Annotated in this window: 22 protein-coding genes; 9 read left to right on the top strand and 13 right to left on the bottom strand. The window is 63.4% G+C overall.

The window, feature by feature from the left end; translation table 11 throughout:
* The first annotated feature begins 135 nt into the window (after positions 1-135).
* Positions 136-864: a CBS domain-containing protein gene (locus AC0L30_RS19955; RefSeq protein ID WP_007601586.1), complete on the top strand. Its 729-nt coding sequence runs from the start codon at positions 136-138 to the stop codon at positions 862-864.
* 32 nt (positions 865-896) lie between these two features.
* On the opposite strand, the gene AC0L30_RS19950 is transcribed toward AC0L30_RS19955, so the two are convergent.
* The 3 genes from AC0L30_RS19950 to AC0L30_RS19940 all read right to left on the bottom strand — a co-directional run bounded on the left by AC0L30_RS19950 (position 897) and on the right by AC0L30_RS19940 (position 3,734).
* Positions 897-1,355, bottom strand: coding sequence for a RidA family protein (locus AC0L30_RS19950; RefSeq protein WP_035994404.1), 459 nt, complete (start codon positions 1,353-1,355; stop codon positions 897-899).
* Between the two features lie 21 nt (positions 1,356-1,376).
* Positions 1,377-3,068 (bottom strand): benzoate-CoA ligase family protein, encoded by a 1,692-nt coding sequence (locus AC0L30_RS19945; RefSeq protein WP_007601584.1) that lies wholly within the window; start codon positions 3,066-3,068, stop codon positions 1,377-1,379.
* Positions 3,069-3,215: 147 nt separating this feature from the next.
* Complete coding sequence (locus AC0L30_RS19940; protein WP_007601583.1) at positions 3,216-3,734, bottom strand: MarR family winged helix-turn-helix transcriptional regulator; 519 nt, start codon at positions 3,732-3,734, stop codon at positions 3,216-3,218.
* A gap of 249 nt (positions 3,735-3,983) precedes the next feature.
* Between AC0L30_RS19940 and AC0L30_RS19935 the strand changes: the two genes are divergently transcribed.
* Positions 3,984-5,159, top strand: a complete 1,176-nt coding sequence (locus AC0L30_RS19935) for an ABC transporter substrate-binding protein (protein ID WP_473405001.1) — start codon at positions 3,984-3,986, stop codon at positions 5,157-5,159.
* 29 nt (positions 5,160-5,188) lie between these two features.
* Positions 5,189-5,644, top strand: coding sequence for a cupin domain-containing protein (locus AC0L30_RS19930; RefSeq protein WP_007601580.1), 456 nt, complete (start codon positions 5,189-5,191; stop codon positions 5,642-5,644).
* 2 nt (positions 5,645-5,646) lie between these two features.
* Here AC0L30_RS19930 and AC0L30_RS19925 read toward each other — a convergent pair whose 3' ends face one another.
* The 4 genes from AC0L30_RS19925 to AC0L30_RS19910 all read right to left on the bottom strand — a co-directional run bounded on the left by AC0L30_RS19925 (position 5,647) and on the right by AC0L30_RS19910 (position 11,040).
* On the bottom strand, positions 5,647-6,897 hold the full coding sequence (locus AC0L30_RS19925) for a flavin-dependent oxidoreductase (protein WP_247369609.1): 1,251 nt from the start codon (positions 6,895-6,897) through the stop codon (positions 5,647-5,649).
* Between the two features lie 55 nt (positions 6,898-6,952).
* The gene (locus AC0L30_RS19920) at positions 6,953-9,304 is read right to left on the bottom strand and encodes a bifunctional salicylyl-CoA 5-hydroxylase/oxidoreductase (RefSeq protein WP_473405000.1); all 2,352 of its coding nucleotides are present in this window, start codon (positions 9,302-9,304) and stop codon (positions 6,953-6,955) included.
* Between the two features lie 94 nt (positions 9,305-9,398).
* Entirely contained in the window at positions 9,399-10,235 is an 837-nt protein-coding gene (locus tag AC0L30_RS19915; protein ID WP_473404999.1) for an enoyl-CoA hydratase family protein, read from the bottom strand.
* Positions 10,236-10,278: 43 nt separating this feature from the next.
* On the bottom strand, positions 10,279-11,040 hold the full coding sequence (locus AC0L30_RS19910) for an SDR family NAD(P)-dependent oxidoreductase (protein WP_473404998.1): 762 nt from the start codon (positions 11,038-11,040) through the stop codon (positions 10,279-10,281).
* Between the two features lie 215 nt (positions 11,041-11,255).
* Between AC0L30_RS19910 and AC0L30_RS19905 the strand changes: the two genes are divergently transcribed.
* From AC0L30_RS19905 to AC0L30_RS19885, 5 genes are read left to right on the top strand one after another with little or no spacing between them, the layout of a single operon-like run.
* Entirely contained in the window at positions 11,256-12,053 is a 798-nt protein-coding gene (locus AC0L30_RS19905) for an alpha/beta fold hydrolase (protein WP_473404997.1), read from the top strand.
* Between the two features lie 12 nt (positions 12,054-12,065).
* Complete coding sequence (locus AC0L30_RS19900) at positions 12,066-13,355, top strand: acyl-CoA dehydrogenase family protein (protein ID WP_473404996.1); 1,290 nt, start codon at positions 12,066-12,068, stop codon at positions 13,353-13,355.
* Position 13,356: 1 nt separating this feature from the next.
* The gene (locus tag AC0L30_RS19895; protein ID WP_473404995.1) at positions 13,357-14,880 is read left to right on the top strand and encodes a class I adenylate-forming enzyme family protein; all 1,524 of its coding nucleotides are present in this window, start codon (positions 13,357-13,359) and stop codon (positions 14,878-14,880) included.
* The gene (locus tag AC0L30_RS19890) at positions 14,877-15,965 is read left to right on the top strand and encodes an NAD/NADP-dependent octopine/nopaline dehydrogenase family protein (RefSeq protein ID WP_219682405.1); all 1,089 of its coding nucleotides are present in this window, start codon (positions 14,877-14,879) and stop codon (positions 15,963-15,965) included. The genes AC0L30_RS19895 and AC0L30_RS19890 overlap by 4 nt, the downstream gene beginning before the upstream one ends.
* A gap of 3 nt (positions 15,966-15,968) precedes the next feature.
* Positions 15,969-16,961 (top strand): 3-hydroxybutyryl-CoA dehydrogenase, encoded by a 993-nt coding sequence (locus AC0L30_RS19885; RefSeq protein WP_219682404.1) that lies wholly within the window; start codon positions 15,969-15,971, stop codon positions 16,959-16,961.
* On the opposite strand, the gene AC0L30_RS19880 is transcribed toward AC0L30_RS19885, so the two are convergent.
* From AC0L30_RS19880 to AC0L30_RS19855, 6 genes are all read right to left on the bottom strand, one after another.
* Positions 16,958-18,004, bottom strand: coding sequence for a 2,5-dihydroxypyridine 5,6-dioxygenase NicX family protein (locus tag AC0L30_RS19880; protein ID WP_007601570.1), 1,047 nt, complete (start codon positions 18,002-18,004; stop codon positions 16,958-16,960). The genes AC0L30_RS19885 and AC0L30_RS19880 overlap by 4 nt on opposite strands.
* A 37-nt stretch (positions 18,005-18,041) precedes the next feature.
* Positions 18,042-18,809: an ABC transporter permease gene (locus AC0L30_RS19875; RefSeq protein ID WP_219682402.1), complete on the bottom strand. Its 768-nt coding sequence runs from the start codon at positions 18,807-18,809 to the stop codon at positions 18,042-18,044.
* The gene (locus tag AC0L30_RS19870) at positions 18,806-19,591 is read right to left on the bottom strand and encodes an ABC transporter permease (protein WP_354201737.1); all 786 of its coding nucleotides are present in this window, start codon (positions 19,589-19,591) and stop codon (positions 18,806-18,808) included. The genes AC0L30_RS19875 and AC0L30_RS19870 overlap by 4 nt, the downstream gene beginning before the upstream one ends.
* Positions 19,588-20,433, bottom strand: a complete 846-nt coding sequence (locus AC0L30_RS19865; protein WP_219682400.1) for an ABC transporter ATP-binding protein — start codon at positions 20,431-20,433, stop codon at positions 19,588-19,590. The genes AC0L30_RS19870 and AC0L30_RS19865 overlap by 4 nt, the downstream gene beginning before the upstream one ends.
* 123 nt (positions 20,434-20,556) lie before the next feature.
* A complete protein-coding gene (gene ilvD, locus AC0L30_RS19860) occupies positions 20,557-22,251 on the bottom strand; it encodes a dihydroxy-acid dehydratase (protein WP_219682399.1) in 1,695 nt (564 codons plus the stop codon).
* 78 nt (positions 22,252-22,329) lie between these two features.
* Complete coding sequence (locus AC0L30_RS19855; RefSeq protein WP_007601560.1) at positions 22,330-23,313, bottom strand: ABC transporter substrate-binding protein; 984 nt, start codon at positions 23,311-23,313, stop codon at positions 22,330-22,332.
* Positions 23,314-23,489: 176 nt separating this feature from the next.
* Here AC0L30_RS19855 and AC0L30_RS19850 point away from each other — a divergent pair.
* Positions 23,490-24,382: NAD(P)-dependent oxidoreductase (locus tag AC0L30_RS19850; RefSeq protein ID WP_473404994.1), on the top strand; the 893-nt coding region annotated here is incomplete at its 3' end.

Below are 24,382 nucleotides of genomic sequence, written 5' to 3'. Positions count from 1 at the left end.
GCATCAAGTCCGGGCATCGATCACGATTGCTCAACCGGGAAGAGCCCGATTCATCCTTTGACCTGCGTCAAGCCGCAGCACGACGCCAGAGCTACGCTCCCCGCATCGATATTCGACAAGCCAGCGGAGTCCGGCATGCGCGCCCATCAGATCATGACCCGGTCGGTCATCTCGGTTACCCCAGACACCAGCATCGTGGAGGCGGCAAACATCATGCTGAAGCGGCATGTCAGCGGTCTCACCGTCGTCGACGATGCCGGCAAGCTGGTCGGCGTGGTCTCGGAAGGCGACTTCATCCGCCGCAGCGAAATCGGCACGGGACGCAAGCGAGGGCGCTGGCTGCGGTTCATTCTCGGATCCGGCAAATCGGCCAGCGACTTCGTCCACGAGCACGGCCGCAAGGTCTCGGAGGTGATGACCCGTTCACCAGTGACCCTCACCGAGGATACGGCACTTGCCGAGATCGTCGATCTCATGGAACGGAACAATGTGAAGCGTCTACCGGTGATCCGCGGCGACAAGATCGTCGGCATCGTGTCGCGCGCGAACCTGCTCCAGGCGGTGGCGGACCTCGCCCGAGACGTACCCGACCCGACCGCGGACGACGATCACATTCGCAGCCGCATCATCGATACCATGGAGAAGAACGACTGGTGCCCGTTCGGGCTGAACGTCATCGTCCGCGACGGAATCGTTCATCTCAGCGGCGTCATCACCGAGGAGCGCGTGCGACAGGCCGCCGTCGTCGCAGCGGAGAACGTCAACGGCGTGAAGAAGGTGCATGACCATCTCTGCTGGGTCGACACCATGTCAGGAATATATCTAAACTCGCCCGAGGACGATGACCTCGCCAAGGCAAGCTGACCAAGGCAAGCTGAGCACGCACGGACCGCAGTTCAGCGCGGGATGACGGCGGTGGCCTCGATTTCGACGCGCGCCGCCTTCTCGACGAGGCGGACGACCTGAACCAGCGCCATCGCCGGATAGTGCGCGCCGAAGATGGTGCGGTAGGCCTTGCCGAGCTCTTTCAGGTTCGCCAGGTACTCCTCCATGTCGACGACGTACCAGGTCAGGCGCACCAGATGCTCGGGCTGCGCACCGGCCTCCGCGAGGATCGCGGCGATGTTGCTCAGGGTCTGGCGCACTTGCGCGACAAAACCGTCCGCGAGATGCTCCTCGGCATCCCAGCCGATGACGCCGCCAGTGACGACGATGCGTCCCTCGGCGGCCATGCCGTTGGCATAGCCTTTCGGCACCGGCCAACCGGACGGCTGGAGCACCTGCGCCCTGGAGCGGGCTTCGTCCTCGGCTGCTGTCGGCAGCACCGCGAGGTGCGGGCCTTTCGGCGTCGTCACTGACAATTCTCTATCCTTCTCTCATTCCGCCGCGACGCCGGAGGACGCCACCGCGGTCTGCGCCAGTTGCCGAAGCGCAAAGCGCTTTAGTTTGCCGGTCTCGGTCTTCGGCAGTTGCGTCACGAACTCGATCGCGCGCGGATATTTGTATGGCGCGATCTCCCGTTTGACATGCTCCTGCAACGCAGCCACGAGCTCGGGGTCCGGCGTAACGCCCGGCGCGGCAACGACATAGGCCTTCACGATCATGCCGCGCGCTTCGTCCGGCGCGCCGACCACCCCGCACTCGAGGACGGAGGGATGCGTAAGCAGCGCCGCCTCGACGTCCGTGCCAGCGATGTTGTAGCCGGCCGACACGATCATGTCGTCTGAGCGCGATTGGTACCAGAAATAGCCGTCGCTATCCATCAGATAGGTGTCGCCGGTGATGTTCCAGCCGTTCTGGACGTATTTGCGCTGCCGCTCGTCGGCGAGATAGCGGCATCCGGTCGGCCCGCGTACCGCGAGCCTTCCCATCGCGCCCGGCGGAACGTCGTTGCCCGAATCATCGACGATCTTCGCCTCATACCCAGGCACCGGCTTGCCCGTCGCACCCGGGCGGATTTCGTCCTCGGTCGCGCTGATGAAGATGTGCAGCAGCTCGGTCGAGCCGATGCCGTCCATCAGCTTGATGCCGGTCGCGTTCAGCCAGGCATCGAATGTCGGCTTGGGCAGCGTCTCGCCGGCGGACACGCATTTGCGGAGCGACGAAATATCGCGGCCCGGAAGCTTGCCAATCATCGCCCGGTACGCGGTCGGGGCGGTGAAACAGACCGTGGTCTTGTACTGCTCGATCGCATTCAGAATGTCGTCGGGCGCCGTCTTCTCCAGAACGACGAACGAGGCGCCGATGTGCATCGGAAACAGCACGCCGCCGAAGCCAAACGTGAAGGCGAGCGGTGCCGAGCCGACGAAGCGATCCTTCTGCTCCGCGCGCAGGATGTTGCGCGCATAGCCATCGCACACCGCCAGCATGTCACGGTGGAAATGCATGGTGCCCTTGGGGTCGCCGGTCGTGCCCGACGTGAAAGCGATCAGGCAGACGTCGTCGGAGGCGGTATCGACAGCTTTGAACTCCGGACTTGCATCCCCCATCAGGGCCTCGAGCGAGTCGTCGGCGCCGTTGCCCCAATAGACCACGCGCTTGAGGTCGGGGGCTGCGGCTTTCGCCTTCTCCATTTCGTCGGCGAGCTTGCCATCGCAGAGCGCGAGTGCGATCTCCGCCTTCTGGATCGGATAGGACAGCTCCTTGGCGCGCAAGAGCGGCATCGTCGCCACGACAATGCCGCCGGCCTTGATCACCGCCAGATAGGTCGCGACCATCATCGGATTGTTGGCCGAGCGTAGCAGCACGCGTCCGCCGGTGACGAGACCAAGCTTGCCGACCAGCACATTGGCGATGCGGTTCACGACCGTTTGCAGCTCACGATAGGTGTAGCTGACCGCCGGGCTGATCACGCAGGGAGCGTCGCCATGTCCCTGCTCGACCCAGCGGTCGAGGAAATAGCTGACGCAGTTGAGGCGGGGCGGATATTGCAGTTCCGGTCGCGTGAAGATGAAGTCCGGCCACAACTCTCGCGGCGGAAGATGCTGCCGCGCGAATGTATCGACATGGGCTGTCGCGGCATTGTCGTCACGCGAGCCCGAGACTTGAACCTTGGCGGCGTTGGCCATCGCACGCTCCTTTCAGCATGGAAAGCACCCGGCAGCACTAACTCGGAAACATTTTAGGCTTAAAGCAATTTCGCGCAATAGCGGATTTTGGGCATCCCGTGCTTTTTCCGGTGGCAAACGGGATGGGCGGGTGCCTCGGCCGCGGACCTAGCCCCGGCGGCGAGCGGCCGATTTCTGCGCCGATGCCTTGGTCTTGGCGAGCAGCCGCATCAATTCGCGCACATCCTTCGGGGTCAGATCAGCGAAGAGATCGGCGATCCAGGTTTCGTGTTCCGCGGCCATTCTGCGAAATTCGGCGCGACCGAGTTTAGTCAACCGGATCACCTGGACGCGGCGGTCCGTCTCCGACGTGCGGCGGTCGAGATGACCGGATTCCACGAGGCGCTCGACGAGGCCGGTGACGTTGCCGTTCGACACCATCATGCGCTTGGAGACGTCGGACAGCGTCATGCCGTCGGGTGCCTTGTCGAGCTGCGCCATCAGGTCGAAACGGGGCAATGTGACGTCGAAGCGCTGCCGCAACCGGCCACGGACCTCGCCCTCGATCAGGGTCGTGCAGGTCAAGAGGCGCAGCCACAGCCGAAGCTCTTCAGCGTGATCCTCCGGAGTTTCGACGGCCTTGGTCTCGGAATCGAGCATGTTGATGCAGTCACTCTCGGCCGGCATTGGCGCCGGCACGGATTCCCAATGTTTCGAGCTTCAAATAAATCGAAGCCCGCTGCAAGCCTAAAGCCGCAACAATCGACCGCATACCGATTTCTTTAAGCTTCAAATAATTGGCGCGCCGCTTGCATGCGCCGCTGCCCGCAGGATGACGATGCCTTGAGCTCGCTTGCCGTGGCAGCAATCATCGGCATAAACTTGGATTGGAGTAGCGGCTTGCAACGCAAGTCCTGTTATCACGGGGGACAGATCATGAAGACGCAAATGACGTTGGCCGCAGCCGCCTTGCTGCTTGGCACCGCGGTGAGCCCTTCCCTCGCCCAGGAAAAAATCAAGCTGGGTGTGATCGTGACCCTCTCGGGACCCGCCGCCGCGCTCGGCCAACAGGTTCGCGACGGCTTTGCGCTGGGGGTCAAGGATCTCGGCGGCAAGATGGGCGGCCGCGATGTCGAAGTCGTCGTGGTCGACGATGAATTGAAGCCGGACGCAGGGGTCACCAAGGTCAAGGGCCTTCTGGAGCGCGACAAGGTCGACTTCGTGGTCGGCCCTATCTTCTCCAACATCCTCCAGGCGATCCACCGGCCGGTGACGGAATCGAAAACCTTCCTGATCAGCCCCAATGCCGGCCCGTCTACGTTTGCCGGCAAGGACTGCAATCCGTTCTTCTATGTAACCTCGTATCAGAACGACCAGGTGCACGAAATCCTTGGCAAGGTCGCGCAGGATCGCGGCTACAAGCGCATGTATCTGATGGTGCCGAATTATCAGGCCGGCAAGGACTCGGTGGCGGGCTTCAAGCTCGACTACAAGGGCGAGATTGTCGAAGAATCCTACATGCCGCTCAACACGCTGGACTTCCAGCCGGAGCTTTCCAAGATTTCGTCGCAGAAGCCCGATGCTCTCTTCACGTTCATGCCCGGCGGACTCGGGGTCAATCTCGTCAAGCAATACCGGCAGGCGGGCCTCGCCGACAGCATTCCGGTGCTCTCGGCTTTCACGGTGGATGAATCGACCTTGCCGGCGCAGCAGGACGCGGCGGTCGGCATGTTCGGCGGCGCGAACTGGGCGCCCAATCTCGACAATCCCCAGAACAAGAAGTTCGTCGCTGCCTACGAGGCCGCCTATAACATCGTGCCGGGCACCTACGCCTTCCAGGCGTATGATGCCGCGATGCTGATCGACAGCGCCGTCAAGGCCGTGAAGGGTGACCTCTCGAACAAGGATGCGGTCGCGGCCGCTCTGAAAAAGGCGGACTTCACCTCGCTGCGCGGCGCCTTCAAGTTCAACACCAACGGTTATCCGATCCAGGATTTCTACCTGACCAAGGTCGCCAAGCGCGCGGACGGCAAGTTCCAGACCGAGATCGTCCAAAAAGTCTTCGAGAATTACGGCGACCGCTACGCCAAGGACTGCAAGGCGGCGAACTAAGCCGCACGTCGCGTTGAGGGAGGATCACAATGAAGAGCGAAATCACCGGCATCACGCGCGCCAATGAGGGAATCCAGGGCATCTCCTGGAACATCCTCGGCCAGACCTATGTGCCGAAGAGCAACACGGAGCACAGCTTCTCCTGGCATGCGACGCTGCCGCCGGGCACGTTCGTGCCGCCGCACATCCATCCCGACCAGGATGAATATCTCTATATGCTGGAGGGCAAGCTCGATTTCATGCTCGGCAATTCCGAGTCGCAGGCGACTGCGGGCGACCTGATCCGGCTCGGTATGGGCGTGCCGCACGGCATCTTCAACAAGTCGGAGCAGACCGCGAAAGTTCTGTTCTGGGTGTCACCGACCCGCAAGCTGTTCGACCTGTTCTGGGGCCTTCACAACATGAAGGAACAGAAGCCGGAGGACGTGGTGGCGATGGCCGCCGAGTTCAACATCCACTTCCTGCCGCCGCCTCCCGGCGGCTAGCTTCAGGCGCGCACCGCCGCAAGTCCCGGCACTGCGGCGAAGCCGGCCTTGGTAGCATAGCCGCGCACGATCGCCTCGCGCTGGGAATAGCTCAGCACGTTGTCGACATTGTCGAAACCATCAGGCGCGAGCTGCTCGACGGCGTCGATGACGCCCTCGGGACCGCCGCGCCGGTTGGAGCGGACGATGTCGGCGGTCATGGGCAGGCGCTTCTTCTCGTATTCAAGCAGCGCCTGGCGCGGATGCTCGGCGCGCACCAGCGCATCTGCGAGGCAGCGCGCATCGAGGATCGCCTGCGAGGCGCCATTGGAGCCAACCGGATACATCGGATGCGCGGCATCGCCGAGCAGCGTGACTCGGCCGGACGACCAATAGGGCAATGGATCGCGGTCGCAGGTCGGATATTCGTAGAACTCGGGCGTGGCCGAGATCAGGCTCTTCACGTCGACGTAAGGCACCGAAAAGCGCGCCACATGCGGCATCAGCTCCTCGCGACGGCCCGGCCGCGACCAGTCTTCCTTCCGCGGCGGCGGGGCATTGCCCTCGCCGACCTTCACCAGCACCGCCCAGTTGGTGAGACGGCTCGCCGGGCTCGATCCCTCCGCGATCGGATAGATCACCACCTTGGCGTTGAGGCCGCCGGCGACGATCATCGACTTGCCGGTGAGGAACAGCGGCCAATCCCGCGCACCGCGCCACAGCATCAGGCCGTTCCAGCACGGCGGCCCCTCGCTCGGGAACAGCGTGTCACGGACCCGCGAATGGATGCCGTCGGCACCAATCAGGATGTCGCCGCGCGCGGTATGGATGTGCGCGCCTGAGCGATCGAAGAAGTAAGCGGTGACGCCGCTCTCGTCCTGCGTGAAGGCGCCGAGGCGGCAGCCGGTGTGGATGGCCTCCGGCCCGAGCCGCTCCTCGACGGCGCGATGGATGACGCCCTGAAGGCGGCCGCGGTGGATCGAGAATTGCGGCACATCGTGGCCGGCGTCGATGCCGCGGGCCTCGCGCCAGACTTCCTGGCCGTGACGGTTGAGGTAATAGAGCTGGTCGGTGCGGATCGCGACATCGTCAAGCTGCTGGAGCAGACCGAGGCCTGCCAGCTCGCGCATGGCATGGGGCAGCGTGTTGATGCCGACGCCAAGCTCGCGGATGGTGTCGGACTGCTCGAAAATCTCGCAAGCGAGGCCCCGCGAGCGCAGCATCAATGCGGTGGTGAGACCACCGATACCGCCACCGACGATAATCGCCTTCATCGCCCTCACTCCACTCGGTACACACCAGGCAATGCGGCCAAAGTCGCACGGGCGGTCACTCCGCCGCAAGCGGCTTTGTCGCCTCCGCCTTGAGCTCGGCCCGGGTCTTGGGCTTAGCCTTAATTCTCAGCTCCTCGAGATCCTGCCGGTCGCGCACGCTGTTGCGGAAAATCTGATCTTTTCCGGGAAGATATTGCGGCGGGCAGAACGCGTCGTCCGCCCCGTACCAGGCCGCCGCCCTCATGGTGAAGGAAGGATCGACCAGATGCGGCCGCCCGAGCGCGACCAGGTCCGCCCGGCCGGCAGCCAGGATGGTGTTGGCCTGGTCCGCCGTCGTGATGTTGCCGACACACATGGTGGCGACGCGCGCCTCGTTGCGCACCTGATCGGAGAACGGCGTCTGGAACATGCGGCCGTAGATCGGCTGCGCATCGCGCACGGTCTGCCCGGTTGAGACGTCGACGAGGTCGACGCCGGCTTCGGCAAACGCGCGTGCGATCGCCACCGCATCGTCGCCGCCGATGCCGCCTTCGGCCCAGTCGGTCGCGGAAATGCGCACCGACATCGGCTTGTGCGACGGCCACGCGGCCCGCAACGCCTCGAAGATTTCGAGCGGGAAGCGCAGGCGGTTTTCGAGCGAGCCGCCATAATCATCGGTCCGCGTATTCGTCAGCGGCGAGATGAAGCTCGCAAGCAGATAGCCGTGGGCGCAGTGCAGTTCGAGCATGTCGAAGCCGCAGCGTTCGCCGCGCTCGGCCGCTGCGACGAAAGCATCCCTCACCGCGTTCATGCCGACCCGATCGAGCTCGCGCGGAACCTGGCTGTCGGGGAAATAGGGCAGTGGAGACGCCGAAAACACCTCCCAGCCGCCCTCCTCGAGCGGACGATCCATGCCGTCCCACATCAGCTTGGTCGCACCCTTGCGCCCGGCGTGCCCCAGTTGGAGGCAGATTTTTGCGGCTGAATTGGCATGGACGAAATCAACGATGCGCCGCCAGGATGCCTCCTGCTCGTCATTCCACAGTCCTGTGCAGCCGGGCGTGATGCGCGCGTCGCGGGCAACGCAGGTCATCTCCGTGAAGATGAGGCCGGCACCGCCGATCGCACGCGATCCATAATGCACCAGATGAAAATCGGTCGGCACGCCCTCCTTCGCCGAATACATGCACATCGGCGACACCACGGCGCGATTGGCGATCTCCATCTCGCGCAGCCGGAAGGGCTGGAACAGCGGCACCATCGGCTTCTCGGTGTCGACGTCGAAGCCGCTGTCACGAACACGCTTGGCAAACGATCTTTCGACCTCCGCCACGAAGTCAGGGGCGCGAAGCTTCAGATTGTCATAGGTGATCGCCTTCGAGCGCGTCATCACGCCGAAGGCGAACTGCACCGGATCGAAATCCCAGAATCGGTCGACATGCTCGAACCAGACCAGCGAGACGTCGGCGGCGTGCTGCGTCTTCTCGACCTCCTCACGCCGGCCGTGCTCATAGACGTCCAGCGCCGCCTTGATGCTGGGCGCCTTCTCCATGGCGTCAGCCAGCGCGATCGCGTCTTCCATTGCGAGCTTGGTGCCCGAGCCAATCGAGAAATGCGCGCTCGCCTTGGCGTCGCCGAGCAGGACCACGTTGTCCTTGACCCAGCGCTTGCTGCGGATCATCGGGAAATTGCGCCACGTCGAGCGGTTGGTGAGCAATTGGTGCCCATCGAGGAACCAGCCGAAGATCTCGGCCATCCGCGCAGCCGACTGGGCCTCGTTCACCCCTGTCAGCCCGGCACGTTCGAACGTCTCCGGATCGGTCTCGAAAATCCAGGTCGAGTGTCCGGCTTCATATTGATAGGCATGAGCGATGAACGGGCCCCACTCTGTCTCCTGGAAGATGAAGGTGAAGGCATCCAGCGGCCTGGTCGAGCCCATCCAGGCGAACTTGTTGGTACGGAGGTCGACTTCCGGCGCGAAATGATCGACATATTTGTCGCGGAAGCGGCTGTTGATGCCGTCCGCGACCAGGATCAGATCGGCGTCGGCGAAGCGGGATTCATCCTCGACGTCCACTTCGAAATTCAGGACGACGCCCAGTTCGCGCGCTCGAGCCTGGAGGATCAGGAGCAGCTTCTGCCGCGAGCAGCCGCAAAAGCCGTTGCCGCCGACCCGATGGACCGTTCCGCGGAAGTGGACGGCGATGTCATCCCAGTAGGCGAATTCCTGGGTGATGCGGCGATAGCTCGGAAGGTCGTGCTTCTCGAAATTATCGAGCGTGGCGTCCGAGAACACCACGCCGAAGCCGAAGGTGTCGTCGGCGCGATTGCGCTCGTACACCGCGATCTCAGCGCTCGGTCGCTGCTTCTTCAGCAGGATTGCAGCGTAGAGACCCGCAGGTCCGCCACCGATAATCGCGACTTTCATGGGAGCCTCGCCAATTCAACCCGCCAAAACTATTTTAAGCCTAAAATAATTTCGCGCAAGTCCCCATTGCGGCATGCTGCCGGCAAAGCCCGGCTTAATCGCCCCTGAAGACCGGCTTGACCTTGTTCGCAAAGGCCTCGAAGGCCCGCTCGAAATCGGCCGTCGTCATGCACAGGGCTTGAGCAACCGCTTCCGCCTCGATCGCCTCCTCCACCGACATCGCCCATTCCATGGCCAGCATCCGCTTGGTCATGGTGTTAGCGAAGGTCGGTCCCTCAGCAATCTGCTTGGCCAGTAGCTGTGCCTGGGGCAGCACCTGTTCCGGCGTGACAAGACGGCTGAAGAAGCCCCAGCGCTCGCCCTCCTCCGCAGTCATGAACCGGCCGGTGTAGAGCAACTCGGAAGCGCGGGACTGTCCGATGATCCGCGGCAGGATCGCGCAGGCGCCCATGTCACAACCGGCAAGACCCACCTTGTTAAAGAGGAATGCGACCTTGGCTCCGCTCGCCGCAAGCCGCATGTCCGAGGCCATGGCGATGATCGCGCCCGCCCCGGCACAGATGCCTTCGACCGCGGCAACGATCGGCTGCGGGCAGGCCCGCATCGCTTTGACGAGGTCGCCGGTCATCCGCGTAAACGCCGTCAGCCCCTTGGTGTCCATCTTCACGAGCGGACCGATGATCTCGAACACATCGCCACCGGAGGAGAAATTGGCGCCAGCGCCGGTCATGACGATGGACTTGACCGCATCATCGAACGCGCAGGCGCGAAAGAAATCGGTCAGTTCGCGATAGCTCTCGAAGGTCAACGGATTCTTTCGTTCCGGACGATTGAGCGTCACGGTTGCAACACCCTCGACGACGGCCAGCAGGAAGTGCTGCGGCGAATAGTCCGCAAGCGGCAAGGTCACGGGATTGGCTGGTCTGCTCATACGATCTCCTTGGCTTCCTTGCTCCGCGCCTTTGCCATGCGCGCTAAATCTCACCACCGGCAACAGCGATTGCTTGCCCGGTGATTGCGCCGGCGCCCTCGCCGCACAGCCAGAGCACGGTATCCGCGACCTGCTGTGGAGAGATCAATCGCCCTTGCGGATTATGTTTCGCGAGCTCGGCGATGGCCTGCTCGCGGCTACGCCCCGTCTTTTTCATGATGTTCTCGATGCTGCCGGCGACAAGATCCGTGTTGGTGAAACCGGGACACACCGCATTGATGGTCACGTTGCTGGCAGCCATCTCTAGTGCAAGGGACCGCACGAAACCGACCACAGCGTGCTTGGCCGCGGTGTACGCGCTGACATAGGCATATCCCTTGAGCCCCGCCGTCGACGCGATGGCGACGATCCGGCCATAGGGACGATCCTTCATCCCTGGCAGCACAGCGCTGACAGCATGGACCACGCCCATGAAATTGACGTCCATCATGCGCGCGAACAGGGCACTGTCGGATTTGGAGAACGGCGCGGACTCGGCGCTTCCCGCATTGGCGATCAAAATATCGATCGGCTGCCGCGTACTCGCTTCAGCGATGGCGACTTTCAATGAGGTTTCGTCCGAGACGTCTGCGACGGCCGCAAAATGGGCAGCTCCTGCGCTGACTGCGTCCTCGAGTGTGGCAGCATCCCGCCCAAGGACGGTCACAGTAGCACCGGCCTCGACGAGCGCTGCTGCGATGGCGCGACCGATGCCGCGACCGCCACCGGTCACCAGCGCGTGCGGCGAATGCGGTAATCCGGACATGCGCTGGCTTCCTTGCATTCTGCTGATCGCTCTCTCGATATATTTTAACCTTCAAACTTTTGCAAACGAAGCTCGACGCGACCCCGCGGACAGCCGCACGCCGGACACCGGCCCGAAAATTGCTTTAAGTATAAAATTATCTCTTCCCATCCCTCACAGGCCTGTTAGCATCGAAGGGTCGAGCAAAAGGATGTCGCGTGTCGCAGCCTGCGCCAATGATAACAAAGGACGGCCGCTTCTCCTACGAGGCAGCGGGCGATCCGGGCGGGACACCTCTGATTTTCCTGCATGGCATCGGCGGTGCGGCACGGGCTTGGCGGCAGCAGCTTGCCACATTCAGCGACCGCTTCTACGCGATTGCATGGGACATGCCGGGCTATGGCGGATCGGCGCCGCTCGCCAGCGTCAGCATCGCTGCCCTGGCGGATGCGCTTCAACGATTCATCGAGCAGCTTGGTGCAAGCAAGCCAATTCTGGTCGGCCATTCCATCGGCGGCATGATCGTCCAGAAATGGCTGGTGCAATCCCCAAAACTGGCGCGCGCGGTCGTGCTGGCGCAGACCAGCCCGGCCTTCGGCAAGGCCGACGGCGATTGGCAGAAATTGTTTATCGCCGCACGGCTCGGGCCGCTCGATCGCGGCGAAACGATGAAGTCGCTGGCGCCCTCTCTGGTGAAGGAACTGGTGGGCGACGATCCTGATCCCAGGGGAATGGAGCTTGCGCGCGAGTGCATGGCAAGCGTGCCCGAGGCGAGCTATCGCGCCATGATGCTGGCCTTGATCGGCTTCGACCAACGCAGCACCCTCAAGGATATTTCCATCCCGACGCTGCTGCTGTCCGGCTCCAAGGACAACAACGCGCCAGCCCCAATGATGGCGAAGACGGCGTCCTACATTCCATCTGCCGCGTATGTCGAGTTGGCCGGTGTCGGCCATCTTGCAAACCTCGAACGCCCCGATGCCTTTGACGGGGCCCTTGGCCGGTTCCTGAACTCCGTCGCGATCAACACGTAGGATGACTGCGCAATGACCATGCAAGTCAGCAAGACCATCGGCGCAACTGACAAGGTCGCGCTGGATGCACCGATCTTCGATCCCGTCGCATTCCGACTGAGCGACGAGCAGGCCGGCATCATCGCGCGGGCGCGCGAGATTGGCCAGAGCGTGTTCGCCGGCCGCGCCGCGACTTACGACCGCGAAGCGATCTTCCCGTCGGAGAACTATCGCGACCTGCATCGCGTCGGCCTACTCGGTATTGCCGTCCCCAAGAAACATGGCGGGCTCGGGGCCAATTATCAAACTTACGCGCTAGCGGCAGCCGAAATCGGCCGCTATTGCGGCGCGACTGCGCTCACCTGGAACATGCATGTCTGCTCGACGCTGTGGTCGGGCCCGCTCGCCGACGATCTCGACATGGATGCAGAGACCCGCGCTGAGCACGAGGGGCGACGTGCAGTCCACTACAAGCGCATCGTCGAGGACGGCGCGATTTATTCGCAGCCCTTTTCGGAAGGCGGTGCGGCAGCCGCAGGCGGCGTCGCTTTCGGCACGGAAGCAAGGCCGGCCGAGGGCGGCTGGATCGTCAACGGCAAGAAGATCTTTGCATCACTCTCCGGCCATGCCGACTATTACGGGGTTCTCTGCACCGAGATCGAGGAAGGCGAGAAGGCTTCGCGCCGCAATACGCTTTACCTCGCCATCCCCTCTAAATCGGAAGGCGTTTCGGTCGTCGGCGACTGGGACCCGCTCGGCATGCGCGGAACCGTCTCGCGCACGCTGCTGTTCAAGGACGTGTTCGTGCCGGCAGATTCGGCGCTGATGCCGCGGGGCGTCTATTTCCAGGCCGCGATGCACTGGCCGCACATGTTCCTGACGCTGTCGCCGACCTATATGGGCCTTGCGCAAGCCGCCTATGACTTCACCGTGCGTTATCTGCGCGGCGAAGTGCCGGGCATGCCGCCAGTGAAGCGCAGGATGTATCCGACGAAGCAGATTGCGGTCGCGCAGATGCAGATCAAGCTCGAGCAGATCAAGGCGATCTGGTTCCAGGCAGTCACCGAAGCGCGCGCCAATCCGAGCAAGGAGCAGGTGCTGCGCGCTTATGCCGCGCAATATTCGGTAATGGAGGGTGCCAATGAGCTCGCCGCGCTCGCGATCCGTACCTGCGGCGGTCAGGCCATGCTGCGCTCGCTGCCGCTCGAGCGGATCTATCGCGACAGCCGCTGCGGCTCGCTGATGTTGCCCTGGACAGCCGAGCTCTGCCTCGACCGGATCGGGCGCGAGGCGCTGTACGAGGCCGGCGAAACGGACGACTGAGGTGGACCTCTGCAGTCTGATCGATCGCAACGCGGCGTTCGCGCCAGACAAGACGGCCATTGCCTTCGAGGGCGAACGGTTGAGCTATGCGGCATTCGCTGCACGCATCGAGCGGACGGCGGCGACGTTGAAGCAGGAGCTCGGCGTAGGCCGGGGCGACCGCGTTGCGATCCTCAGCCTGAACCGGCCGGACTATCTGGTTCTGCTCTATGCCTGCGCGCGGCTCGGCGCGATGCTGGTGCCCCTAAACTGGCGGCTCGCTGTCGCCGAGCAGCTTTTCATCCTCAACGATGCCGGCGCCAAGGTCCTGATGCTCGAGCAAGCATTTGAGGGGGTACTTGCCGAGCTTGAGGGAACCGCAATCGTCGGGCTCGATTTCGAGCCGCCCCGCGGCACGACGTTCGAAAACCTGTTAGCTCGGTGCCGGGGCACCGGCCGCAACCCGCACACTGATCTCTCCTGTCCGCTCCTCATTGTCTATACATCAGGAACGACCGGACGGCCCAAAGGCGCGGTGCTGCGCCAGGAGGCATTGTTCTGGAACGGCGTCATGAGCCAGCACATGCACAACATGACGTCCGATGACCATGTGCTGACGCTGCTGCCATTTTTCCACGTCGGTGGCCTCAACATCCAGACCACGGCGGCGCTCCAGCTGGGCGCTACGGTCACGGTTCACGCACGCTTCACGACGGACACCGCGCTTGCAGCCATCGAACGGGAGCGGCCGACCTTGACCGTGATGGTGCCGGCGATCATCCAGGCGGTGAGCGAGCATCCCGCCTGGCCCACGACCGACCTTTCGTCACTCAAAGCCGTCGCGACCGGCTCGACCATCGTGCCGCCGCATCTGATCGACCGCTTCGTGGCGCGCGGCGTACCCGTGCTTCAGGTCTACGGCTCGACGGAAACTTGTCCCATCGCAGTCTACACCCGGCTTGGTGGCGATCTTTCGCGCGCGGGATCGACCGGACTTGCCGGCCTGTGCTGCGAAGCGAAAGTGATTGATCAGGTCGGCAACGAGGTGCCGGCGGGCGCGCCGGGCGAGATCGCGGTGCGCGGCCCCAACGTGTTCTTCGAATATTGGGGCAATGCGGATGCCACGCGCGATGCGCTGCATGACGGCTGGTATCGTACCGGCGATATCGGCCTGTGCGACGCGGACGGCTATTTCTGGGTGCGTGACCGCAAGAAGAACATGATCATTTCCGGCGGCGAGAACATCTATCCGGCGGAGGTCGAACGCGTCCTGCTCGAACATCCCGAGGTCAGCGAATGCGCCGTGATTGGCCGGCCCGATCCACGCTGGGACGAGGTGCCCATCGCCTACGTGATCCGGCGACCCGACCGTCGACTGGAAGCAGACGAGTTGAAAGTCCATCTTCAGGCCCAACTCGCCCGCTACAAGGTTCCGCGCGACATCGTTTTCGTCACCGACCTGCCGCGCACGGCGCTGGGCAAGGTCCAGCATTTCCTGCTGAAGCAGCTTGATGCGCAATCGCGCGCGCAAGGAGAAGCATCTTGAAGATTGCGGTTCTGGGGGGAGGAAACGGCTCTTTCGCGGCCGCGGGCGATTTTGCGCTGTCGGGACATGAGGTCCGACTCTGGCGCCGCGACGCAGATCAGGTCGCGGCACATCGCGCCGCCGGCGCGCGCATCCTGGTGAAGGATCATAACGGCCGTCACGACGTGAAACTGGCGCTGGTGACGACCGGCATCGCCGAGGCCGTCAACGGCGCAGAGCTGATCCTGTGCCCCGCCCCGGCCTTCGCGCAGACGGATATCGCGCGCCTGCTCGCTCCACATCTGCGGGATGGACAGGTCGTGTTTCTGCCGCCGGCCACGTTTGGCTCGATGATCTTCGCCCAGGCTGCGCGGGATGCCGGCAACCACGCCAAGGCGTGCTTTGCCGAGACCGGGACCTTGCCCTGGCTGACCCGCAAGCACGGGCCGTTCGAGGTCGCGATCACCATCCGCGCCAAGCGACTGCCGGCCGGCGTTTTCCCGCTCGATCAGGCGCCGCGCGCACTTGAAGTGATTGGACAGGCTTTCCCCGGCGCGATCGAGCCGTGCGGCGATGCTCTCTCCGGTGCGCTGATGAACGCAGGCCCGATTATCCATCCGCCGCTGATCGTGATGAATGCAGGGCCGATCGAGCATTTCGAGAAGTGGGACATTCACAAGGAAGGAACGCAAGCCGCGATTCGCCGGGTCACCGACGCGCTCGACGGCGAACGGATTGCCGTGCGTGAAGCGTTCGGATATGGCGCACCGCATTTTCCGCTCGCCCATCACTACGCCAGGGAGGGCGAGATCTGGATGTACGGCCGCGGCTCGCATGACAGGCTGACCGATTCCGGCGACTGGCGCGAGCGGATCGTGCTGACCGAGCACCGCTACATGAGAGAAGATTTACGGCTTGGGCTATCGCTGCTGGTCTCCGTCGCCGGCCTGGCGGGCGTGGCCACGCCATTGGCCAAGGCATTCCTCGCCATTGGCGGCGCAATCTGCGGTGAGGATTTTGCGCAAGGCGGCCGAACCCTCGAGACGCTGGGGCTTGGCCATCTCGACAAAGCCGCTTTGCAGACGCTTCTTCGCAGGGGATTTTGACCGATGACCAGCCGAGCCATCATCGCCTGTCTCGGGGCCGGCCGCATGGGCCGCGGCATCGCCGTCGCGTTTGCCTACGCTGGGCATACGGTCACGATGATCGACATCAAGGATCGCTCGGCGGAAGATTTCGCCAGGCTGGAGGCAGATGCTCTCGGCGAAATCAGGAAGACCTTTGCCAGCCTGTCGAAGCTGGGGCTACTGACCGAGGCGGATGTCGACCCGCTCATTGCGCGGGTCTCGGTGGTGCCGGCCAGCCAGAGCGATGTGGCACTGTCCGATGCGGGAATAATCTTCGAAGGAGTCCCCGAAGTCGTCGAGCTCAAGCGGAAGGTGCTGGGGGCGGCCTCAAAACAAGTCGGCCCCGATACGATCATCGCATCGACGACGTCGACCATCCTCGTCGACGACCTCTCAGGCGCGATCGTGAATCCCCGCCGTTTCCTCAATGTGCACTGGCTCAATCCGGCCTATCTGATTCCGCTGGTGGAGGTTTCGCCCGGCAAAGCCACAGATCCCGCTGTCATCGACGAGGTCAAGGCGCTACTCGAAGGCATCGGCAAGGTGCCGGTGGTCTGCGCTGCGACACCAGGCTTCATCGTCCCGCGCATCCAGGCGCTGGCGATGAACGAGGCCGCGCGCATGGTCGAGGAAGGCGTTGCCAGCGCAGAAGACATCGACAAGGCGATCCGCTACGGCTTCGGCTTCCGCTACGCCGTGCTCGGGCTGCTCGAATTCATCGACTGGGGTGGCGGTGATATCCTCTACTACGCCAGTCGCTATCTCGAAGGCGCACTCGGCAGCGACCGCTATCGTGCACCGGAGGTCATTTCGCGGAACATGCAGGAGGGCCGGATCGGCCTGCGCACAGGTGCAGGCTTTCTCGACTATTCAGGCATGGACATCGACGCCTATCGGGCAAAACGGCTTCAGGCCATGGTCGACCTGCTTCGGCACTTTGACCTGGCGCGGCCACCGGTGCTCGATCGCGGTTAGCCGAAGACGTCCTGCAGCACCCCGTCACGCACCACCGCGACGCCATCGAGCTCGATCGTCGTCCCCATCATCGGCAGATCGAAATGGCCCGCCGTGTAGCGGCCGGCGAATTCGTTGGCACCGGTCGAGAACAGGAAGTTGCCGGAGACGGCACGAATTTCCGTGCCGTTGGTGTCGCGCTGATCATACATCGACAGCGCCTCGTAGCGCGCGCCCGGATTCATGCCGAAACCGACATGCGATACCGCATAGGCTTCCCGATCGCCCCAGGCGGCAAGGTAGGCGCGCATCATTGCGGCATCGGTGCCCTCGCCTTCCAGCTCGACGACATAATCGTCCTTCAGCGTCATCTTCACCGGCGACGTCAGGTAACGCTTGAAGGTCAGGTTGATGTCGCCGGGCGCCATCACCAGCGTGCCATTGATCGTTCCGCTCTTGGGGAAGCTGACGACGATGCCGCCGGGCCAATGCGCCAGCGTCCCGGGCTTGTCGGTCCAGCCCCACACGCCGACCGTGGATGCGCCGACCATATCGACGTCGAGCGCCGTACCGGCTTTTGACGTCACCCGCATCCGCTTGGTCCCGCGCAGCATCTTTGCCGCTGCGCGAACGCGCTTCTCGAGCGCGGGATCCGGCACCATCCGCTCCAGCGCCTCGGGATGCTCGTTGGAGATCACCAGGATACGCGCGCCGGCTTTGAGGATCTCGGGCGTTTCCACCGCATGCATCAGGCCCTCGATGGTGCAATCCACCACAAAGCCTGCCTGTTGAAGCGCGGTGATCACCGGGCCGAGCCGCTGGATCGCCTCGCTTGCCCCTGTCGAGCGAATCGGAACGATATTCCGGTTACGCGGGGTCGGCATGACCACGTGAAACGGTCGCGCGCCCATCCGCAGCAGCGCGAGCTCCGCCAGGTGAACATTCAACGCACGTGACTGGGTTTCCGAGAGGATCGCCGCGGTATCGCCGGCCTTGACGGCGCATCGCTCAAAAATCTCGCAAAATGCGTCGATCCATTTTGCCTCGATGCGGTCAGCCAGCATGGTCTACTCCCGGTCTTCCTGTTTCTTCTTCGTCAGTTCATGCTTCGGGGAAACCCCGCAGCAGATACGCGCGCACTGCCCCCAGCAGGCCATTGAGGATCAGGCCCAGCAGCGAGATCGTGATCAGCGGCACGAACATATCGACGGCCTGAAAGGTCCGAGCCGCCGTGACGAGGACATGTCCGAGCCCGTCGCTCGACGTGATCATCTCGGCCAGAAACACCACGATGCATGAAATGACAAGGCCGATCCGGCAACCGGTCAGGATCGACGGCATCGCGGCAGGCAGCACCACCTTGAACAGGATCTCATAGCGCGGCGTTCCCGCCGCCATGGCCGACCAGATCAGCTTCTGCTCCACCGTCGACGCGCCGTAATAGGTAGACAAGAGAATGGGAAAGAGCGCATCCGCCGCCACCAGCGTGATCTTCGATCCGTGACCGAAGCCGAGCAGCAGCAGCAATGCTGGATAGAGCGCGACCTTGGGCAAAGGCGCGAGCACGCGCACAATCGGCCGAACCACGGCGTTGATAACCGGACTGGCAGCGGCGGCGATGCCGATGCTGACACCGAGCACGACCGCGATCGCGAAGCCGGCAAACAGCCGGAGCAGGGTCGCCGCGATCTCCTGCTGGAACGTCCACGTGACGAGTTGCTGAAGCAGCCTGCTGAAGACATATCCCGGCGGCGGCAGCAACACCGCAGGCGCAAAGCCAAATGACACAAGGCCTTGCCACAGCGCGATCACCAGCACGATCGGCGCGAGCCCAAGAATAATGCTAGTGGAGCGAAGCTGCGGGATCATGAGAAGCTCAGCGGCATGTCGAACTGCGGTTCGGACCAGCGCACCAGCCTTGCGCGGACCCGCTCGAACATCGCATCGAGGCAAATTCCCATCGCGCCGACGATGATGATCATCGCAAAAACGGTATCGTATTGGCCCATGTCGAGGGCATTGAACAGGATATTGCCGGCGCCGGACTGACGGGCGATCATCTCGCTGGTAATCATCGTGATCAGCGCCAGCACGAGTCCGGTGCGGCAACCGGTCAGAATTTCTGGAAGCGCCGCCGGCAGTACGATCCGGACCAGCCGCTGCGCAGGCGAAAGCCCCATCGCGGCGCCCGACCACAGCATCTTCTCTTCCACCGCCTTGGCGCCCTCGAAGCTGTGATAGATCACGGGCAGGCTGACGCCGAGAAAGATCACCAGCGTCTTCGTGATGTCACCGACGCCCAGCCACAGCATGATGATCGGCATCAAGGCGGCCTTCGGCACCGGGTAGATCACCATCAGGAGCGGATTGAAGAACGCCGCGACGGCCCGGCTGCGGCCCATCAACAGGCCGAGTGGGATCGAAACCGATACCGCTATGCCAAACCCGACCGCCATGCGGCGGAGCGAGGCCAGGATGTTGATCAGAGCTTCCTTGTCTCCGAGGATGTCCGGGATTGCACGGATCGCCTCGATCGCCGTCGGGAAGCTGTCGTTCTCGAGCGCGAGTGACGCAACCTGCCATGCCGCCAGAAGCCCGATACAGGCAAACACCGGAGCGGCACGCTTGCCCAAGGCCGCCAGCGACGTCACGACCGCGATCCCGTCTCGTCGACCTCGTCGAACATGCGCTCGATATCGACAACGTATTTCTGGTACCGTGGATCGAGCAGCAGCTCGCTGCGGCGGCGCGGCCGCGGCAGATCGATGTCGATGACCTCGCGGATGCGGCCGGGCGATTTCGACATCATCACGACCTTGTCCGAGAGGAAAACCGCTTCGTCGACCGAATGCGTGACGAACAGCACCGTTTTGCGATCACGCTCCCAGATGTTCAACAGATCGTTCTGCAGCCGCGTTCGCGTGTGAGCATCGAGCGCGCCAAACGGCTCGTCCATCAACAGAACCTCAGGATGGTAAGCCAGCGTTCGAGCCAATGCCACACGCTGCTTCATGCCGCCGGACAGCTCCTTGGGATAGAAGTCCTCATAGCCCTTGAGCCCGACCATTTCGATCAGGGCCCGGCTCTGTGCTTCCGCCTCGGTGGTGCGCACGCCCTGCTGGCGAGGGCCGTACATCACATTGCCCAGCACGGTCTTCCAAGGAAACAACGCGAATTCCTGGAATACCGGACCGCGATCCGGCCCTGGTCCCGTGATCGTCCGTCCCCTGATCTTCGCTGAGCCGCTGGTCGGGCTGACGAAGCCGCCGACGACGTAAAGCAATGTCGACTTGCCGCAGCCCGACGGACCAAGGATGGAGACGAAGGCTCCCTCCTCGATCGCCAGAGAGATGTCCGATAGCGCCACATGGTCCTTGCGCGCTGAGGTCTGAAATACCTGCGAGACGCTCTCGATCTCGATGATTGCAGAAGCCGGTTTTTGCGGCGTCACCGGTCTCACCCATCCGCTCGATCTCGAAGGCACTACCTTCATCCCGTCTCACTTCGTTCGCGCGCGAACCCTGCGCAACAGACACGCTGAATGTCCTCCGTCAGCGGCACCAGCTTAGCAAGAAACTTGCCAGACCACGCGCTGTTTTCGGGCAAGTGCGCCGCGTCATCCGAACCAGGGCCATTCTGCGGGCCCCTCATGCGTCACGGCCCCGCCCGGTGCCTGGCCAACCAATCGGGCATATTTCGCCAGCGCACCGGCACGGTGACGAGGCGGACGCGGCTTCCAATCGTGTCGGCGAGCCGTGAGTTCCTGCTCGTCGACCAGCATATCCATCCGCCGATTTGCCGCATCAATCCGGATCCTGTCGCCATCGCGAACCAATGCCAGCGGACCGCCGACGAAGGCCTCGGGAGACACATAGCCGATGCACATTCCGCGGGTGGCGCCGGAGAAGCGTCCATCCGTGATCAGGGCCACCTTCTCGCCCATGCCCTGGCCGTAGATCAGCGCGGTGACGCCGAGCATCTCGCGCATGCCGGGGCCGCCCACCGGCCCTTCATTGCGGATCACAAGCACATCGCCCGCCCTGTAGCTGCGGTCGCGAACCGCTGCGACACAAGCTTCTTCGTCTTCGAAGATGCGCGCTACGCCTTCGAACAACTGGCTCTTCAGCCCGGCGACCTTGATCACCGCACCATCAGGGCAGAGGTTTCCCTTCAGCACTGCCACACCGCCGTCTGGCATGATCGGCGCGCGAGCCGCGTAAACGACCTCTCCGTCAGGAGCATTGGCGGCGCTATATTCTTCGGCAAGTGTACGGCCCGTGATCGACAGGCAACTGCCATCAATATGCCCGCTCTGGATCAGCTCCCGGATCACCACGGCAGCGCCGCCGATATCGTAGACATCCTTTGCCGTATATTTGCCTCCAGGCCGCAGGTTTCCGATCAGCGGCGTCCTGGCGAAAACCTCGCCGACATCATCGATCGTGAATGCGATCCCGGCCTCGTTCGCGATCGCCGGCAGATGCAGCGCAGCATTGGTCGAACCGCCCGTAGCAGCCACGATCGCCGCACCATTTTCCAGGGATTTCCGCGTCACGACGTCGCGCGGCAACGGCCCGCCGCGCTCCAGCATCTCCATGATGAGGCGCCCGGCCCGCCTGGATATCTGCGCGCGCTCGGCATAGACACCTGGCACCATCGACACGTTGGGAATGGTGAGGCCCATCGCCTCCGACACCATGCCCATGGTGTTGGCAGTGAATTGGCCGGCGCACGCGCCGATGGTCGGCAGGCAGGCCCGCTCAATCCGCTCGAGCGTGGCACCGTCGATCTCTCCGGTCATGAAGCTGCCGACAGCCTCATAGGAGTCGAGCACGGTGAGGGTCCGCCCGTCTACGCGGCCCGGCAGCGCGCTGCCGCCATAGATGAAAATGGACGGGACGTTGCACCGGACCATGCCCATTATCACGCCGGGAAGCGTCTTGTCGCATCCGCCGTAACCGATCAACGCATCGTAAGCGAGACCATGGACGACGGCTTCGATCGAATCGGCAATCAGCTCCCGCGAAAACAGGGAGAACTTCATCCCCTCGTGATTCATGCTGATACCGTCGGAAACCGACACGGTCGAAAACTCGCGCGGCGTACCGCCGGCCTCCTCGATTCCCGTCTTGGCCGCCGCGACCTGAAAGTCGTGCGTCATGTTGCAGGGTGTCTGTTCGCCCTTCATGCTGACGACGCCGACCATCGGCTTGGCAATCGCAGCGTCGTCGAGCCCCATGGCGCGCATGAACGCGCGGTGCGGAGCCCGGTCGAGGCCATCCGTCGTGATCCGAGATCGGAGCTTCTTCATACGTGCATCTTCTTCATGCAACGTCCCGGATCATCCTGGACGCCGCGACCTTCTCGCTCGGTTCAGTCGCCCGATCGCCTATTGCAGCGGAGCGACGATCGTCGAGTGCTTGAATTGCGCGACATCCAACTTTGGCAGCATCCCTGTCTCCGCGTAGATGTCCAGCATCTTCTGGATCGCGGGGAAATTCGGTGCCGCGCCCGGATCGCGGCCGAAATCATTGTCCTTGAGCAGATAGGTCTCGAGAACCGGAATAGGTGCCTTCAGGACTTCGTTGACAACCTTCAACGTCTCTTCGCGGTTCGCCAGCGCTTTCTTCATGCCAGAGGTAATGTCACGCACGTAAGCCTTGACCAGTTCCGGGTTCTTGTCGACGAAATCGGCACGGCAGGCTTCCAGGATGTGCACGATGTTCGGCATCGCCTGCGACAGCGAGAACAGTTTGCGCGTGCCGCCCTTCGCCTCCGCGCGCGCGGCAAACGGCTGGTTCATGTTGACCGCATCGACGCGGCCCTGCCGCAACGCATCTTCGGAGACGGCAAAGCCGACCTCGACCAGCTTGATGTCCTTGGCCGGATCGATGCCGTTCTGCTTCAGCAACAGATTGAACGGGCCCTGGGTGCCGCCGCCGATCACGGAGATCCCGACCGTCTTGCCTTTGAGATCGGCGATCGTCTTGATCGGGGAGTCGTCCATGACAGCCCAGTAGACCGAGAAACCACCGGCCTTCTCGAAGACGTGCTGCGCCACGATGTAGGCCTTGAGGTTGCCGCCAACCACGCCATTGGCGAGCGACAGCGGTGCCTGCGTCGCGCAATCCAGCGCGCCGGCCGCCAAGGCCTGCGTCATCGGAGCGGTGCCCTGAAACTGGGTCCATTCGATGTTGTAGGCCTTGCCGATGTTGGGAAACTCAGCCGGGCGGCGCATCATCCAGTATTTGGATTCCTCGGCCGGAATCGTCCAGCCGACACGAATTGTCTGCTGCGCCCATGACGGGCCCGCGCTCGCGCTCACGGCCGCTGCCGCCCCCAAAGCCAGGATCCACTTCGAAACGGTTCGCATCGTGCCCACTCCGCTGCCCAGGCGCCGACCGGCGCCATCCAACCCGACCGCGGCAAATGTTTCATGGTTCAAACAATCAAGCAAGCCATGCAGGCCGGGCGGTTTCGTCGTGGGATACACCATGTATGGTAATGCAACGTCGCGCGGCGTCGCGGAGCGACAGATGGAGGCAACCTATGGCTGAAGGGAGCAAGACAAACCCGCAAGGCGTCGAGCGGCTCGGCTATCTTGGCCTTGGACTGATGGGGACGCCAATGAGCCGGCGACTGCTCAAGGCCGGCCATCAGGTCACTGTCTGGAACCGTTCGGAAGGGAAGATGGCCGCGCTCGTCGAAGCCGGTGCCAGGCGCGCAGCCAGCCCACGCGACTTGATGGAGAACTCGGACATCGTCTTCATGTGCGTGACGGATGCGGCTGCCGTGGAAGAGGTGATCTTCGGGGCCGAGGGCATCTCAACTGCGCCCGGCGCGGGCAAGCTCGTGGTCGACTTCTCGTCGATCCATCCTGATGCCGCACGGGACCTTGCAACGCGATTGTTAGCGGCGAACGGCGCGGGCTGGATCGATGCGCCGGTCTCCGGTGGTACCAAGGGCGCCGAGGAAGGCACGCTTGCCATCATGGCCGGCGGAAAAGCCGGCGATATCGAGCGGGTCCGCCCCTACGTGCACGCTATGGCACGAAGGTTCACCCACATGGGCCCGACCGGCGCCGGCCAGACCACGAAGCTATGCAATCAGGTGATCGTCGGATGCGCGATGGCTGTTCTTGCGGAGGCAACACGCCTTGCCGTGAACGCCGGAATCAATGCCAACCGGTTGCCCGAAGCACTCGCCGGCGGCTTCGCGGACTCCATTCCGTTGCAGCTGTTCGTGCCGCGGATGGCCCAGGGCATTCACTCACCGCCGCTTGGTCACATTGCGACAATGCTCAAGGACCTCGATACCGTCGCGGGGGGGGGGGGGGGGCCGGCGGCGCCGGGGGCGGCGGGGGGGGGGGGGGGGGGGGGGGGGCGGCGGGGCGGCGGGGGGGGGGGGGCCGCGCCGCCCCGCGCGGCCCGGGCGGGGGGGGG

This window comes from Bradyrhizobium sp. MI1.11, from assembly GCF_055811255.1.
This window is presented reverse-complemented; position numbering and strand designations above follow the sequence as displayed.

What these genes read in the sequence shown, in the direction of transcription:
- AC0L30_RS19940 (WP_007601583.1), bottom strand. Translation starts at nt 3,734, where the DNA reads ATGCCGGCCGAGAGTGACTGCATCAACATGCTCGATTCCGAGACCAAG.
- AC0L30_RS19905 (WP_473404997.1), top strand. Translation starts at nt 11,256, where the DNA reads ATGATAACAAAGGACGGCCGCTTCTCCTACGAGGCAGCGGGCGATCCG.
- AC0L30_RS19925 (WP_247369609.1), bottom strand. Translation starts at nt 6,897, where the DNA reads ATGAAGGCGATTATCGTCGGTGGCGGTATCGGTGGTCTCACCACCGCA.
- ilvD (WP_219682399.1), bottom strand. Translation starts at nt 22,251, where the DNA reads ATGAAGAAGCTCCGATCTCGGATCACGACGGATGGCCTCGACCGGGCT.
- AC0L30_RS19955 (WP_007601586.1), top strand. Translation starts at nt 136, where the DNA reads ATGCGCGCCCATCAGATCATGACCCGGTCGGTCATCTCGGTTACCCCA.
- AC0L30_RS19900 (WP_473404996.1), top strand. Translation starts at nt 12,066, where the DNA reads ATGACCATGCAAGTCAGCAAGACCATCGGCGCAACTGACAAGGTCGCG.
- AC0L30_RS19885 (WP_219682404.1), top strand. Translation starts at nt 15,969, where the DNA reads ATGACCAGCCGAGCCATCATCGCCTGTCTCGGGGCCGGCCGCATGGGC.
- AC0L30_RS19935 (WP_473405001.1), top strand. Translation starts at nt 3,984, where the DNA reads ATGAAGACGCAAATGACGTTGGCCGCAGCCGCCTTGCTGCTTGGCACC.
- AC0L30_RS19880 (WP_007601570.1), bottom strand. Translation starts at nt 18,004, where the DNA reads ATGCTGGCTGACCGCATCGAGGCAAAATGGATCGACGCATTTTGCGAG.
- AC0L30_RS19915 (WP_473404999.1), bottom strand. Translation starts at nt 10,235, where the DNA reads ATGAGCAGACCAGCCAATCCCGTGACCTTGCCGCTTGCGGACTATTCG.
- AC0L30_RS19910 (WP_473404998.1), bottom strand. Translation starts at nt 11,040, where the DNA reads ATGTCCGGATTACCGCATTCGCCGCACGCGCTGGTGACCGGTGGCGGT.
- AC0L30_RS19930 (WP_007601580.1), top strand. Translation starts at nt 5,189, where the DNA reads ATGAAGAGCGAAATCACCGGCATCACGCGCGCCAATGAGGGAATCCAG.
- AC0L30_RS19945 (WP_007601584.1), bottom strand. Translation starts at nt 3,068, where the DNA reads ATGGCCAACGCCGCCAAGGTTCAAGTCTCGGGCTCGCGTGACGACAAT.
- AC0L30_RS19920 (WP_473405000.1), bottom strand. Translation starts at nt 9,304, where the DNA reads ATGAAAGTCGCGATTATCGGTGGCGGACCTGCGGGTCTCTACGCTGCA.
- AC0L30_RS19865 (WP_219682400.1), bottom strand. Translation starts at nt 20,433, where the DNA reads ATGAAGGTAGTGCCTTCGAGATCGAGCGGATGGGTGAGACCGGTGACG.
- AC0L30_RS19875 (WP_219682402.1), bottom strand. Translation starts at nt 18,809, where the DNA reads ATGATCCCGCAGCTTCGCTCCACTAGCATTATTCTTGGGCTCGCGCCG.
- AC0L30_RS19855 (WP_007601560.1), bottom strand. Translation starts at nt 23,313, where the DNA reads ATGCGAACCGTTTCGAAGTGGATCCTGGCTTTGGGGGCGGCAGCGGCC.